At 70.1% G+C, this 15,069-nt stretch carries 9 protein-coding genes and 1 pseudogene; 7 read left to right on the top strand and 3 right to left on the bottom strand.

Features of this window, described 5'->3' with window-relative positions; genetic code table 11:
- The first annotated feature begins 26 nt into the window (after positions 1-26).
- From IEJ02_RS00790 to IEJ02_RS00780, 3 genes are read left to right on the top strand one after another with little or no spacing between them, the layout of a single operon-like run.
- Positions 27-983, top strand: coding sequence for an NAD-dependent epimerase/dehydratase family protein (locus IEJ02_RS00790; RefSeq protein ID WP_191062839.1), 957 nt, complete (start codon positions 27-29; stop codon positions 981-983).
- A 22-nt stretch (positions 984-1,005) separates the two neighbouring features.
- Positions 1,006-2,973 carry a pyridoxal phosphate-dependent aminotransferase gene (locus IEJ02_RS00785; protein WP_191062838.1) on the top strand — a complete coding sequence of 656 codons (1,968 nt, stop codon included), beginning with the start codon at positions 1,006-1,008 and terminating at the stop codon, positions 2,971-2,973.
- Between the two features lie 60 nt (positions 2,974-3,033).
- A complete protein-coding gene (locus tag IEJ02_RS00780; RefSeq protein WP_275557976.1) occupies positions 3,034-3,441 on the top strand; it encodes a cupin domain-containing protein in 408 nt (135 codons plus the stop codon).
- Between the two features lie 44 nt (positions 3,442-3,485).
- On the opposite strand, the gene IEJ02_RS00775 is transcribed toward IEJ02_RS00780, so the two are convergent.
- Positions 3,486-5,267: a carbamoyltransferase family protein gene (locus tag IEJ02_RS00775; protein ID WP_191062836.1), complete on the bottom strand. Its 1,782-nt coding sequence runs from the start codon at positions 5,265-5,267 to the stop codon at positions 3,486-3,488.
- Between the two features lie 234 nt (positions 5,268-5,501).
- Here IEJ02_RS00775 and IEJ02_RS00770 point away from each other — a divergent pair, with 234 nt between their 5' ends.
- Positions 5,502-5,996, top strand: coding sequence for a GNAT family N-acetyltransferase (locus IEJ02_RS00770; protein ID WP_191062835.1), 495 nt, complete (start codon positions 5,502-5,504; stop codon positions 5,994-5,996).
- 40 nt (positions 5,997-6,036) lie between these two features.
- Here IEJ02_RS00770 and IEJ02_RS00765 read toward each other — a convergent pair whose 3' ends face one another.
- Positions 6,037-7,416, bottom strand: a complete 1,380-nt coding sequence (locus tag IEJ02_RS00765; protein ID WP_191062834.1) for a PHB depolymerase family esterase — start codon at positions 7,414-7,416, stop codon at positions 6,037-6,039.
- Positions 7,417-8,063: 647 nt separating this feature from the next.
- Between IEJ02_RS00765 and IEJ02_RS00760 the strand changes: the two genes are divergently transcribed.
- From IEJ02_RS00760 to IEJ02_RS00750, 3 genes and pseudogenes are all read left to right on the top strand, one after another.
- Complete coding sequence (locus IEJ02_RS00760; protein ID WP_191062833.1) at positions 8,064-9,716, top strand: glycoside hydrolase family 43 protein; 1,653 nt, start codon at positions 8,064-8,066, stop codon at positions 9,714-9,716.
- A 213-nt stretch (positions 9,717-9,929) separates the two neighbouring features.
- Positions 9,930-10,985 (top strand): annotated as a pseudogene (locus IEJ02_RS00755) (glycoside hydrolase family 10 protein); the annotation flags it as partial.
- 144 nt (positions 10,986-11,129) lie between these two features.
- Positions 11,130-13,544 (top strand): ATP-binding SpoIIE family protein phosphatase, encoded by a 2,415-nt coding sequence (locus IEJ02_RS00750; protein ID WP_191062832.1) that lies wholly within the window; start codon positions 11,130-11,132, stop codon positions 13,542-13,544.
- Positions 13,545-13,884: 340 nt separating this feature from the next.
- On the opposite strand, the gene IEJ02_RS00745 is transcribed toward IEJ02_RS00750, so the two are convergent.
- Positions 13,885-15,060: a serine hydrolase domain-containing protein gene (locus IEJ02_RS00745; RefSeq protein WP_223863185.1), complete on the bottom strand. Its 1,176-nt coding sequence runs from the start codon at positions 15,058-15,060 to the stop codon at positions 13,885-13,887.
- Positions 15,061-15,069 lie beyond the last annotated feature (9 nt).

Raw genomic sequence — 15,069 nt, 5'->3', positions numbered from 1 at the left:
GCTGACACCACCAGGAGCCGCCCATCATGCGAGGCAAGAAGATACTCATCACCGGGGGGACCGGACAGGTCGCGAGGCCCGTCGCCGAATCGCTCGCCGTCGACAACGAGGTGTGGTGCCTGGGCCGGTTCGGCGACCCCCACGCCCGCGAGGCGCTGGAGGAAGCGGGCGCCCACACCGCCACCTGGGACATGGCCACCGATGACCTGGAGGGCCTGCCGCGCGACTTCACCCATGTGCTGCACTCGGCGGTGCACCGGGGCGACGGCAAGGACTTCGAGGACACCGCGCGCGTCAACGCGGTCGGCACCGCACGGCTGATGACCCACTGCTCCGCCGCCGAGTCGTTCCTGTACGTCTCGTCCGGGGTCGTCTACAACCGCGCCGACCGGACACATCGCTACCGGGAGAGCGATCCGCTGGGCGGGGCCGCGCCATGGCTGCCGACCTACCCCGTCGCCAAGATCACCGCCGAAGGCGTGGCACGCGGTCTGGCCGAGACACTCGGGCTGCCGACGGTGATCGCCCGCCTCAACATCGCCTACGGCCCGTACGGCCACGGCGGCGTGCCCATGATCCTGTTCCACCAGATGCGCAAGGGGCAGCCCTGCGCGGTGCCCCGCGAGGGCCAGAACTACTGCAATCTGCTGCACACCGATGACGTCGTGCGCCAGGTGCCGCTGCTGTGGGATGTGGCGCGGGCGCCCGCGCGGGTCGTGAACTGGGGTGGGGACGAGGAGGTCGGCATCACCGACCTGCTGGAGTACCTGTCCGCGCTCACCGGCGTGCCGGTGCGGCTGGACCGCGGCGACTACAGCCGGGAAACGGCCATCTTCGACCACGACGTCCGCCGGCGCCTGATCGGCGACTGCACCATCGGCTGGCGGGCCGGTATCGCCCGCACCGTGGCCGACCTGTTCGAGGAGTACCGCGACCGCATCGACGCGTACCTGGACGCGCACCGGGCCGGGACACCCCAGTGACCACGAGGAGTGGAGAACGAGCATGCGCAGGTCCGCAGATATCGACGCGCTTCAGCATGTGCTGTCCGCCGCCCTCGGGTCCCCGGACCCGGTGTGCTCCTTGACCCGACTGGACCAAGGAGCGGGCGCGTTCGCCGCCCTGGACCCCGCGGTGCTCGAGCGCCCCACCCTGATGGGCGGCGGGTCCCCGTACCACCCGACCAGCCCCGCCCCCGCCCGCCGCGCCCTCGATGAACTGGTCCGCCGCGCCGAGGCACTGGGGGTGTCCCAGGTCCTGGTGCCCAACGTGCGCCGCAGCGACGACACCGGCGGGCTGCGGGCGGCGGGGCTCGTTCCGATCGCCACCGAGAGCGAGTGTGTCGTCCGGCTGACCGGAGACGTGGACGAGGTCCTGCGGACCCGTATCGGCGCCGAGCGACTCGACGACCTCCGCCGCCGCGACCGCGAGGTCTCCCGCGAGATGACCTGGGAGCGGATCCGGCTGAGCGAGCTCGACGGGAGTCCCTGGGCGCGAGACGCCTTCGTCACGCTCCACCGGCGTCAGGCCGAGCGCCACGGCGGCCACGACAACCTGTACAGCGCCGACGCCCTCGACGCCCTGGCACACGGCCCGTTGGCGAAACGCACCGAGATGCTCGTGCGCCGCAGACAGGACGCCGTGGTCCAGGCCGGGCTCCTCACCACGTCCCACAACGGCCGGGGGATCTACTCCCTCACCCAGGCCATTGACCACGACGACCCCGCCGCACGGGACGGCCTCCTCGCCGCGTCCGTGTACCTGCTGTACCTCCACGCCCGGCGCTCCGGCCTGGAGTGGGTCCACCTCGGCCGGGGAGACGTCCCCCGCGCGCGCCGCCTCGGAGCCGATCTGTTCGTGCCCCTCGACCACTGGCTGCGCGCCCCCGGCCTCGCGTCCCCGGAGGGAGGGGGCGCGGAACACACGCTGTCGGAGTACGCGGCTCCCCCCGTCACGGGGGTGCCGGTCCCGGGCCCGGCCCGCTTCCGCCAAGTGCCCCGGTTCGACACGATCGACCTGTCCAGCAACACCAACCCGTTCCTGGGCGCCGCGGGCGAGTATCCCCACCTCGACACGACAGAGCTGGCCGCCACCTACCTGGCCACGATCGCGGCATTGCCCGGCCACGAGGGCGTGGACGCGCTCAGCGCGGACCACCTGCTGTTCAGCAGCGGCTCGGTGGACGGCGTCATGCTGCTCCTGGCGGCGCTGGCGTCACCCGGCGAGCGCGTCTGCGTCACGCCACCCACCTTCCCGCTCTACGGCCACTTCGCCCACCTCCTGCGCCTGCCCGTCGTCGACGTACCGCTGCGCGGCGACGACCTGTCCGAGCTCGACACCGACCGCATCCTGGCGGCCGATCCACGGGTGACCATCCTGTGCGACCCCAACAACCCCGTCGGGACCAGGCTCGACCCGGAGCAGGTCCACGAACTGGTGGCGCCCGGCCGGGGGCTGGTGGTGATCGACGAAGCCTATGTCGAGTTCAGCGAGAAGCCCTCGTACGCCCGGCTGATCGCCCAGCATGACAACCTCATCGTGCTCAGAACACTCTCCAAGGCATGGGGACTCGCCGGCGCGCGCTGCGGGATCGCCCTGGCCCAGCCCGGCATCATCGAGGCGCTGCGCCGGGTGCAGGTGCCCTTCGGGTTCACCAACGCCTCCCAGCACGCCGTGCGGGACCGGCTGACCGACGTACGGCGGGTGCTCGCCGGCATCCAGCGCATCCGCACCGAACGCGACCGGATGGCCTCGGCGCTGACCGAGCACCCCGCGGTGGCCCGGGTGTTCCCCTCCGAGACCAACTTCCTCCTCGTCCGGCTGCACAAGCACGAGCGCGTGATGGACCAGCTTCGGGGCGCGGGCATCGTCGTCGCCGACACCGGGCGGGTGATCCCGGATACCTGCCGCATCACCATCGGCGATCGGCGCGCGAACACCGCCCTGCTCGAAGCACTCACCTCCGCTCTGTGAGCCGTATCGTTCAGCGAAAGGATCCCGCTCGTGGGTAAAGATTCTCGCTCCGATATCCCCGTGTCCAGCACTGTCGTCGCCGAGGGTTACGCCCGCTGGAGCCCGCAGCTGCACAAGGAATTCGACACCAATGCCCATCATGGGTGGATCGGCCAGACGCTGGTGAAAGAGACCGATTCACTGCGCATCTGGGAGACCCACCTTCGGCCGGGAGAACGCATTCCCGTCCACCGGCATGTGCTCGACTATTTCTGGATAGCCCTGACAAACGGCCGGGCCCGCCAGCACTCGAGCGATGGCACCACCCACGAGATCTCTTATGGCCGCGGACAGACTCAGCATTTCCGCTGCCCCGCGGGGCGATACCATATTCATGACCTGAAAAACATCGGCGATGACGTCCTGTCGTTCCTGACCATCGAGACAAAGGGCGGGCCGAACGAGCCCATTCAGCTCCCGAAGGATTGAGCGGTGCCGGCCCGCGGGGCGCACGCGCCCTGCGGGCCGGCGGCTCAGCTCCCCTTCTTGGTGATCACGAACCGGTCGATGACCAGATAGTCGATCTCGGTGGCCAGGAAGCACTCCAACGCGTCCCGCGGCGAGCAGACGATGGGCTCACCGGCCACGTTGAAGGACGTGTTGAGCAGGCAGGGCACCTCCGTCCGCGCCGTGAAGGCACGCAACAGCCGGGCGAGCGCGGGGTTCTGCCGCTCGTTCACCGTCTGGGCCCGCGCCGTTCCGTCCACGTGACAGGCGCCGGGGATCCGCTCCTGGTACTCCTTCCGCACCGGAAAGACGAAGGTCATGTACGGGGACGAGGTCTTCTTGCCCATCGAGAAGACGCGTGGCGCCTCCGACTCGAGGATGACGGGCGCGAACGGCCGGAAGGGCTCCCGGTGTTTCACCCGGAGATTGATGATGTCCTTGATGTCGGGGAAGGCCGGGTTGGCGAGGATGCTGCGGTTGCCCAGCGCACGCGGCCCGAACTCGGTCCGGCCCTGGAACCATCCCACGACGTTCTTCCCGGCCAGCAGCTCCGCCGTCCGGTCGGCGATCGAGGCGGCGTCGGGCTCCTCCTGCCACTCGACGCGGTCCGCGTACTCCGCCAGCGCGTCCTGGACCTGCCGCTCGTCGTACGAAGGCCCCAGGTAGGGGGTGGTGACCGCGTCAGACGGCCGATTCCTGAGACCGGCGGCGTACACGGCCGCGCCGATGGCGACCCCGGGATCGCTGGCCCCGAAGCTGACCTCCATGCCGGTGAACGACGATCTCTCCAGCATCTTCGTGTTGGCCACGCAGTTCAGTGCCAGCCCGCCCTCGAAGAGCAGGGTGTCCAGGCCGGAGGCCGCGGTCAGCGCCCGCACCTGATGAGCGGTGACGGCCTCGACCATGTGCTGTGCCAGCCCGGCGACCTTGACGCGGAAGTCGAACTGCTCGCGCTTCTCGCTGTCACCGCCGAAAAGCTCGTCGAACAGCGCGTAGTAGGCCGAAATGTCCCGTGGGGTGGAGATGGTGTACGAGCCGTTCTCGTGCAGCCGCACAACGCGCTCGAGCAGCGGGTTGTGCTGCGGCGGCGGGCCGTACGCGGCCAGGCCCATCACCTTGTACTCGTCGTTGTTCGGTACGAACCCCAGATAGCGGGTGATCCTCCCGAACGTCACCCCGAGCGAGCTGGTCATGGGGACCGCGGTCCCGTCGAACAGGCGGACCACGCCGTTCCGCAGCTCGCCCATGACCGAGGACAGGGTCTCCGCCCGGCCGTCGCTCACCACGAAGGCGGCGTCGCCCCCGCCGGCCAGGTAGGCGCCGCACATGAGATGGGCCAGATGGTGGGGCACCAGGGTGAGCTTGTTGGGATCCAGCTCGTGGCCGGTGCGCTCGACGAAGTCGTGGTACACCGCGTCGGGGCTGAGCATGCCGGTGTAGAGCTCACCCGTGCTGCGCAGGGCGTCGAACTTGGCGGTGACCGGCATGTCGGAGTCACATATCCCCGAAATCATCTCCTCGGCCACCGTCGGCGAAAACCGCCAGGGGAAAGCGAAAACGTCGACCTGGTCGAGGTCGACACCGGCGGAGTTCAGACACCAGGTGATGGCGTGGGCCGGGAAATCGGAGGTCTTCTTGACCCGGCTCAGCCGCTCCTCCTCGACCGCCGCCACCACCTCGCCGTCGATCACCAGAGCCGCCGCGGCGTCATGACCCACCAAGAGATTACGGCCGACACCAGTCGCCCCGTAGAGACGGCCGAAAAGCTCCGCACCTCTGCTGAATCCGTTGTAACCGAGTACGATCACTGGCTCTCAGCCTCCCAAGCACGACGGTATCGGCGGTAGAACAGGCTACTCGGGCCGGATACTTGAGGGATAGGCATGATGCACAGGCAGATCGTGGATTTCTTTCCCGGGGATACGGCGGACCGGAAGATACCGCGAACCCGGGATACGGCGGACCGGAGAGAATTGCGCGCCGAATGCTTGACGGGCCCGGATCGCGGGCCGGCGCGGCCTTCGTTACGTATACTTTTGCGCATGTTGAGGTTGGAACGGCTCCGGGCCGACCACGCGCCTGCCCTGCTGGCCTTCGAGCGCGAGAACCGGGAGTACTTCGCTCGGACGATCTCGGACCGGGGGGACGCCTACTTCGAGGAGTTCGCATCCGTGCACCGTGCCCGGCTCGCCGAGCAGGACGCCGGTATATGCCACTTCCATGTCGTCGTGGACGACCAGGGGGAGTTGGTCGGCCGCGTCAATCTCGTGGACGTCGAGGAAGGGGGCGCCGAACTCGGCTACCGGATCGGCGAGCGCGCCGCGGGCCGGGGGATGGCGACCGCCGCGGTGGAAGAGGTGTGCCGCCTGGCCGCGACGGCGTACCGGCTCTCCGCCCTCACCGCGTACACCACCCTCGACAACGTGGCCTCCAGGACCGTGCTCGGCCGCAATGGATTCACCGTCGTGGCGGACGCCACCGTTGGCGGACGCCCCGGCCTGCGCCATCACCGCCGGCTCGTCGCGGAGCCCGGGTGACGTTGACCGGGGGCGATGGTTGGGCCTCGGCGACAGGAGCCTAACGCGACTGATCGAAGAGCCAGTCGATGACGACGTCGTTCTCATAGGTCTGTGCCCACGCGAAGTGCGGGCTCACCGGCGTCGTTCCGGGCGTGTAGCTGGTGAACAGCACATGGCTGCCGGCCCGGCGGGCCCGGTTCAGCAGGGCCCTGGACCGGGCTTCGAACTCCGCTTTGGGCAGGTCGTTGGCCCACTCCCCGCGGGTGATCCGCGCACCGGCGCTCTCCAGCGCGTTCATCAGCGTCCAGGTGCCGGGCTTTCCGAACCGTCCCTCGCGGTAGGGGACCACCGGGTCGTCGATGGAGTGATCGGCCCAGATCGGGATGTGTGTGATCCCGCCCATGGTGGACGGGTCGCCCCAGCCGGCGGTGGCCAGGGCCGCGGCGAAGGTGTGGGGGCGCCTCGGGAGCAGGTCGAAGATGCCTCGCCCGCCCGATGACAGGCCGACGAGATAGATCCGATCCGCGTCGACGGGACGCTGGGTGGTGAAGGCGTCGACGAGTTCGACCAGCGCCGCCCGGACCCTGGGGTCCGTCCAGTCCGTACCGTCGGGTCCGTCCATGGGGCGGGGGAGGGGGATTTGTGGGGCGAGCACGAACGCCGGGTGCCGACGCTGGCGTTCCGGCTTGGCGAAGGTGACGGCGACGCGATTGGCCGTGAGCTGGGTCATGTTGTTGTCGGCCACCTCGCCGCCGCCGTGCAGGGTGACGACGAGCGGATACCGGGTGGCCGCCCCCGGCCTCCGTACGAAGCCCTCCGGCTGGTGGAGCCGGAAGGCCAGCTCGAATCCCGTGGAGTCGGTGAACGATCCCGCCGTGAAGCCGTCGACCACCGGGGTGATGACGTCGTCGTTCCGGATCGCCAGCGGGCCGGCCGCGAGCACCAGGTCGCCGTCCGGGGTCCGCACATCGGCCACCTGCCTGATGGCGTAGGCGCGATGGAGCGGAAGGGGGTCGGTGCCGGAGGCCTGCGCATTGGGGTCGTTCGGGTCGAGCTCGATGATGAGGTATCTGCCCGGCCGTCCCGGGGTGTGGTGGTCGTCCGTCCCGGCCGCGGTGTTCGGGTAGACCCGGGTGACCGTCCGGGCCGCGCTCTGCCTGCCGAGGTCGGCGGTGACCTGGAACGCGGTGGGTGGGATGACGCCGCCGCGCGGGTCGATGGGGTTCGCGTAGTGGATGGCGACGGCGGTCACCCGCCAGTTGTTCCTGGGTGTCACCCGTGTGACGAGGGCGGTCCGCAGAGCGGGACCGGCTCCGGACGCCGCCCGTCGGCGCGGCGCCTGGGCATCGGCCGCCGCGGTGGCCGCGTTGCTCACCGCCGAGGCGGTGACGGTACCCGCGGCGATGGTGAGCGCCGTACGTCTGGTGAGGTCGCGCATGGGTCCTCCGTAAGGTGTCGGGCGGCCCGGGGGAGGGCCGGATGTGGAGCCGTTCGCCTGGTGCGGTGAACCGAGGAAGAGCCGTACGGCGTGGTGCGCGCCGACGCGTGGCGGGGCGGCGTCGTTCCGGGGGCGGGGCAGATGGCGAGGCAGGTGGCGGGGCGTCGCCGTGTCAGGGTGAGTCTCCAAGCCGTGGCCGAACGGTGTCCAGCATCCGGACCGGGATCTGTCGATGCGTCATGTGCATCAATCCGGCCCCGCCCGGCACCGCACAGCCCCGAACTCCTGGACGGGACGGCCGGGCCGGGCGCGCCCGTGCCGCCCAGCCTCATCGCGGACCTCGGGCCGGCCGGGGCGCGGCACGGCGCCTCGCGGGTCAGGGCATCGGGACGGCCCCCGCGGCGGCGGATCGCCCGCCGGCAAGGCGCGGGCGGGAAACACCAGTTGCGCGAGGGGTGTTGACGTCTCTCGCCACCTGCCTATCATCCATGCTTGTCCGAACTGCCGATTGTCGTTCGGTATCTCGAATGGCTATCGGGTGGGGCGGGCATGCCGTGGCACGAGGCACATCCGCGCGCATGTGATGCCGTACGTCCATCGTCGCCCCTGTGACTCCTCCGCTCATGCCAGAAGGAGAGTGATCCTCCATGTCATGGCGTCATCACGAGCACAGCCGCCGCGCGGCCCTGGCAACGGCCACCGGCCTGATCGCGGGGGCCGCGGCCCCCGCCGCCTTCGCGGCTCGCGCCGCCGCCTCCAGCGGCAACCCCGCGATCGCCGCCCCCACGGCCACCGCGGCGCAGTACACCAATCCGGTGATCTGGCAGGACTTCGCGGACATCGACATCATCCGCGTCGGCAACGCCTACTACTACTCGGCCTCTACGATGCACTACTCGCCGGGTGCGCCCATCCTCCGCTCGTACGACCTGGTCAACTGGGAATTCGCCGGTCACTCGGTGCCGGTGCTGGACTTCGGCCCCGCGTACGATCTGGGTGGCTCCCGCGCCTACGTCAAGGGCATCTGGGCGTCGTCGCTGGCCTACCGCCCGAGCAACCGGACGTTCTACTGGCTCGGCTGCGTGGAGTTCTCCACGTCGTACATCTACACCGCCCCGTCCGTCGAAGGGCCCTGGAACAGGCTCACGACCATCAACAACGCCTACTACGACGCTGGTCTGCTCATCGACAGCGACGACACCATGTACGTGTCGTACGGGAACACCACCATCAGCGTGGCCCAGCTCACCGCCGACGGGCGCGGCCAGGTCCGTGCGCAGCGGGTGTTCACCACGCCGTCGAGCGTCGGGACCCTGGAGGGCTCCCGCTTCTACAAGATCAACGGCAACTACTACATCTTCCTCACCCGTCCGGCGAACGGCCAGTACATCCTGAAGTCGACCAGTGGCCCGTTCGGCCCCTACACGATGCGGCAGGTCCTGCTCGACCTGCGCGGTCCGGTCCCGGGTGGCGGGGTGCCGCACCAGGGCGGGCTCGTACAGACTCCCGGCGGAGCCTGGTACTACATGGCCTTCGTGGACGCCTACCCCGGCGGCCGGATCCCGGTACTGGCCCCGGTCACCTGGACCTCCGACGGCTGGCCGGTGGTGCAGCTGGTCAACGGTGCCTGGGGCGCGTCATATCCCAGCCCTGCCGCCGCCCCGGCCCCGCCCCTCCGGGCCGCCCCGCTGACCGGCGTCGACACCTTCGACGGTACGACCCTGAAGCCGACGTGGGAGTGGAACCACAACCCGGACAACACCAAGTGGTCGGTGAACAACGGCCTGACCTTGCGCACCGCGACGGTCACGAACGACCTGTACGGGGCCCGCAACACCCTCACCCACCGGATCCAGGGGCCCACCTCCACCGCCACCGTCCAGCTCGACTATTCCGCGATGCGAGACGGCGACCGGGCCGGACTGGCGCTGCTGCGCGACTCGTCCGCGTGGATCGGTGTGAAACGGGACGGCGGTGCGACCCGGGTGGCGATGGTGAGCGGGCTGACCATGGACGGCAACTGGAACACCACCGGCACCGGAACGGAACTCGCGAGCGCCGCTGTCCAGGGCGGCCGCATCTGGCTGCGCGCCACCGCCGACATCCGCCCCGGCGCGGGACGGCCGGGCACCTTCTCCTACAGCACCGACGGCACTCGCTTCACCCCTCTCGGGCCCTCGTTCACCATGGGCAACGACTGGCGGTTCTTCATGGGCTACCGGTACGCCATCTTCAACCACGCCACCCAGGCACTCGGCGGCTCGGTCAACGTCTCCCGGTTCGAACTCACCACCCCCTGACCGGCCCTCTTTGGGCCACTGTCCGGACACGGACGCGAGCGCACTCGTACGGCCAATTCTGGGAGCGCTCCCAAGGTAACTCCCACCCCTTCGAGGAGAGAGATGAACCTCCACGAACGACGCGAACGACGCGAACGACACGAACGACACGAACGGCGCGGTCGACACAACCGACGCCGCGCCTCGGCGTTAGGGCTCATCGCCGCCGGTGTCATGGCGGTGGCCGGGACCGCCACCGCCGTACCCGCATCCGCATCCGGGTCCTCATCCGCACCCTCATCCGCACCCTCATCCCCCAAGGCTTCCACCCTGGGCGCACAGGCGGCGCAGTCCGGGCGGTACTTCGGGGCCGCCGTGGCCGCGGGCAAGCTCGGCGACTCGACGTACTCGACCATCCTGGACCGCGAGTTCAACATGGTCACACCCGAGAACGAGATGAAGTGGGACACCACCGAGCGGTCCCGCGGCTCGTTCAACTTCGGCCCCGCCGACCAGATCGTCAACCGTGCCCTCTCGCGCGGGCAGCGCGTACGGGGCCACACCCTGGTCTGGCACTCCCAGCTGCCCGGCTGGGTCAGCTCCATCGGCGACGCGAACACCCTGCGCAGCGTGATGAACAACCACATCACCACGCAGATGGCCCACTACAAGGGCAAGGTCTACGCCTGGGACGTGGTCAACGAGGCGTTCGCCGACGGCGGCAGCGGCCAGCACCGCCCCTCGGTCTTCCAGAACCTGCTGGGCGACGGCTTCATCGAGCAGGCCTTCCGCACCGCACGCTCGGCCGACCCCGCGGCCAAGCTCTGCTACAACGACTACAACATCGAGAACTGGAGCGACGCGAAGACCCAGGGCGTCTACCGGATGGTGCGCGACTTCACGTCACGTGGCGTACCCATCGACTGCGTCGGCTTCCAGGCCCACTTCGGCACCGGCGGCCCGCCGGCGAGCTTCCAGACCACCCTGGCCAACTTCGCCGCCCTCGGTGTGGACGTGCAGATCACCGAACTGGACATCGCCCAGGCGCCGACGACCGCGTACGCCAACACGGTCAAGGCCTGCATGAACGTCGCGCGCTGCGCCGGCATCACCGTCTGGGGCATCCGGGACACCGACTCCTGGCGCGCCGGGGAGAACCCCCTGCTCTTCAACGGCAGTGGCAACAAGAAGCCCGCCTACAACGCCACTCTGACCGCCTTGGGCGGCACCCCCGCGGCCAGGGCCACGGCCTCACCGGCGTCCTCCGCATCGTCCGCCTCCCCCTCCGGGTACTAACACCCTGCCCTGGCGCCTCGGCCTCCTCACCCAGGCCAGCTCCACCTGCTGATCGCACCGCGGGGGCGTCGCCGCCGCCCCCGCGGCCGACCGGCCCTTTGGTTGATTGCGCATGGCCCTGGGGGCACTCTGGAGTGCATGAAGGACCGCGTGACGCCGTCCGACGAGGCGCCCGCGCTGCCCGGAGACACGGGAACACCACTGGCTGTGACGGACGCGCTGGGCCGTGTCGTGGCGTGGAGCGCCGATGCGGCCCGGTTGACCGGCCTCGGCGCCGGTGATGCCGTCGGCCGTCCGGTGGCCGACCTGCTCGACACCCATCCCCACTGGCGGACCTCAGGCGCGGACGAGTGGCGCGGCACACTCGGGGTCCGGCGCCCGGAAGGCCGGCGCCGGCGGGTGCGGGGCCGGGCGTATTGCCTCCTGAGAGGGGCCGCCGAGGGGCCGCTCTGGCTGCTGGTCCAGGAGCCGGGGACGGTGTCCCGGGCGGAGCAGGTGTCCCCGACGGCCGAGGCGCTGGCGGACTGGGTCCTGACCGGCTCTCCTGTCGCCGTGGCGGTCTACGACACCGGGATGCGTTGTGTACGGCAGAACGAAGCGATGCGCCGGCTGACGGGCGTACCCGACGAGGAGCGGATCGGTCAGGGCCTGTCCGCGGCCGTGACCGGGGCCGATGTCGGGGAGTGGGAGGCGCGGATGCGCCGGGTGCTGGACACGGGGCGGGCCGAGGAGGGTTTCCTCCTCTCCGGGAGAACCGTGCGCGACCCCGACCACGACAGGCGTTTCACCGTGTCCGCCTCCCCGCTGCGCGACCGGGCCGGCCATGTGGTCGGTGTCTGCGCCACGATGATCGACTCGACCGAGCAGTACAGAGCCCGGGAACGGCTGGCCCTGCTGAACGAGGCCAGCACGCGCGTCGGCAGCACCCTCGATGTGATGCGCACGGGACAGGAGCTGACCGACCTGGTGGTTCCCCGGCTCGCCGACTTCGTCTGCGTCGACCTGGTGGAAGCGCTGCTGACCGGCGAGGAGCCGCCGCCGGGCCCGGTCCACGGGGTGGTGCTGCGCCGGGTGGCGCACCGGTCCGTTCGGGAGGGCACGCCGGAGGCCGTGGTCAGGGTGGGGGAGGTGGACTGGTACACGGCGAACTCGGCACAGGCCCGCTGCCTGGCCACTGGTCGGTCCGCGCTGTACCGGACCATGCGCGAGGCGATCTCCTGGATCGCGGAGGATCCGGCGCGCCTGGCCAAGGTGAAGGAGTACGGGATCCACTCCTGGATGATCGTGCCCGTGCGCGCCCGGGGCACGACGCTGGGTGTGGCGATGTTCCTCCGGTCGCGACGTGGTGAGCCTTTCGAGGCCGAGGATCTGTCCCTCGCCGAGGAACTGGTCGCGCGGGCCGCCGTCTGCCTGGACAACGCCCGGCGCTTCACCCGCGAGCACATGGCGGCCCTGACACTGCAGCGCAGCCTCCTGCCCCAGCGGCTGCCGGAACAATCCGCGGTCCATGCGGCGTTCCGGTATCTGCCGGGCGCCCCCGAACTCGGTGTGGGCGGCGACTGGTTCGATGTGATTCCGCTGTCCGGCGCGCGGGTGGCGCTCGTCGTCGGTGACGTCGTCGGCCACGGTCTCCAGGCATCCGCGACCATGGGTCGGCTGCGCACCGCCGTGCGGACTCTCGCGGACGTCGATCTGGCTCCGGCCGAATTGCTGACCCGGCTCGACGACCTCGTCATCCGGCTGGCCACCGAGTCCGAGACGGGGGCGGAGGGGATCGCACCCGGAGACACCGGCGCCACCTGCCTGTATGCCGTATACGACCCGGTGGCCGGCCACTGCTGCCTCGCCCGCGCGGGGCATCCGCTCCCCGCGGCGGTGTGGCCGGACGGGACAGCGGAGCTGCTGGAACTGCCCGGCGGCCCTCCGCTGGGCCTGGGTGGCCTGCCGTTCGAGTCGATCGACGTGGAGCTGCCGGCGGGCAGCCTCCTCGCGCTCTACACCGACGGCCTCATCGAGTCCCGGCAGCGCGACGCGGCCACGGGAGTCCATCGGCTGCTGCGCGAGCTGACCGGTGGGAGTGGCTCGCCCGACGCCCTGTGCGACCGGGTCTCCAGGGCGCTGTTCCCCGACCACCCCGCCGATGACGCCGCGCTGCTGCTGGCCCGGGTCCAGCGCCTCGACGTGGACCGGGTCGCCACCTGGGATGTGCCGGCCGAGCCCGAGGCGGTGTCGGTCGCTCGTGCGCGGGCCGTCGGTCAAATGCGCGAGTGGGGCTTGGAAACAGCCGGCTACGTCACCGAGCTGGTGGTCAGCGAGCTGGTCACGAACGCCGTTCGCCACGGTGGGACGCCCATTGAGCTGCGGCTCATTCGCGACCGTTCACTGATCTGCGAAGTATTCGACGGCAGTAGCACCGCGCCGCATCTGCGCAGAGCCCGGGTGTTCGACGAAGGCGGCCGTGGCCTGATGCTCGTGGCACAGCTCACTCAGCGCTGGGGCACGAGGCAGACACCGGGCGGCAAGCTCATCTGGTGCGAGCAGCCGCTGCCCTGACCTCGGGAACGGGTCCGGCGAGGTGCCTGAACCGTCACCTGAAGCTGGTCGGCCATGGGGCCCCGCGGAGGGCCCCTTCTCAGTCGTCGCGTGGGAGATGCGGCGGAAGGGCTCACGCTCGTCGCCGTGCAGGTCGAAGCCGCCCTCACCCGCACCATTCGGGCTGATGCGGTACGCGCCGTCACGTGAGCGCGGATGCCCCGGCTGGAAGGGGGCCTCGGCCTCCGCCCGCCGGTCGACGTCGTAGGCCCACTGCTCCTGCTCCTCCGGCTCGTCAACCCGCAAGTGGTCTGACAGCGACGCTCAAGCGCACCTGCGGCCACGGCTGGAGGGTCGGCCCCTACTCCGAGGAACACAGAGCGTGGTCGACGAGGCCGGCGACATCCCGGAGCTGGCGCCCTTCGGTGTCCTCATCGCCCGGTCGGCTGTGCAAGGAAACGGTGATGGCGCTTCGCCCGTCGGAGGCCGGCCACGCCGTATAGCCGAATCCATTGCCGCTGTGTCCCCAGTACCCACCACCGCAGGACAGCGGGGTCCACTCGAGGCCGAGCCCATAGCGTGTGCCCGGCGGGGATCCGTGGTCGGGGGGCACTTCGACCGTGTGCTGCATCTCGGCCAGCTGCGCGGGGGCCAGGAGCTCACCTCCTACCAGCGCGGTGAAGAACCTGTTGGTGTCCTCCTGCGTGCTGATCAGCGACCCGTCGGCGTCACCGTCGAAGGGCAAGTAGGCGATGGTGGTGTCGGTCATGGCGCCGCGCGGCCCGAACTGCTGGTAGTTGCGGGCGTGGGGGCCAGGGATGAGGGGCCAGTTGCCGGGGGCGAACGTGTGCGTGAGCCCCAGGGGACGCACGATTCTGTCCTGAACCTCCTGTTCCCAGGCATGGCCGGTGACCGCTTTGATCACCATGCCCACGAGGAGGTAATTGGTGTTGGAGTACTTCCAGCCGGTGCCGGGTGCGAAGGACGGCGGGTGCCGCATGGCGAAGGCGACGCGTTCCTCGGAGGTATAGGTGGTCCAGCGATTCTCGCGATATCCGGCGGCGCTGAGGTCCGGGACGACGTCACCGACGTAGTCGGGCAGCCCGCTGGTGTGCTGAAGCAGTTGGCGCAGAGTGATCCTGCGTCCGTCGTTGCCTTGGCCGTGCACGACGCCCGGCAGCCAGCTGTCCACCGTGTCGTCCAGCGACAGCCGTCCTTCGCCGACGAGTTGGAGCAACACGGTCGCCACGAACGTCTTCGTGGTGCTGCCGATCCTCACATAGCCGTTCCGAGGCACCGGCCGTCCGGTGCTGAGGTCACCGACCCCGCTGCGGGCCGTTCGCACTCCTTCGGGCGTTTCCAGGGTGACCGACACCCCCGTGACACCATCGGCATGAAGTGCGTCGGTGTCCTGCTGGAGTGGGGAAGGGCGGGCGGTGGCTGCGGTTCCGGACCCCGCCGGGCCGAGTGCGACAAGGGACGCGGCGGCGACGATGGTTACTGTCCGGCAGGTGGTCCTGCGACGGGTCATCGACATGCGTCCGAG

This window comes from Streptomyces sp. 5-10, assembly GCF_014712245.1.
In the GTDB taxonomy this organism is placed as follows: domain Bacteria; phylum Actinomycetota; class Actinomycetes; order Streptomycetales; family Streptomycetaceae; genus Streptomyces; species Streptomyces violaceusniger.
The sequence above is the reverse complement of the archived record's forward strand: the minus strand, read 5'-3'. Positions and strand labels throughout refer to the sequence as shown.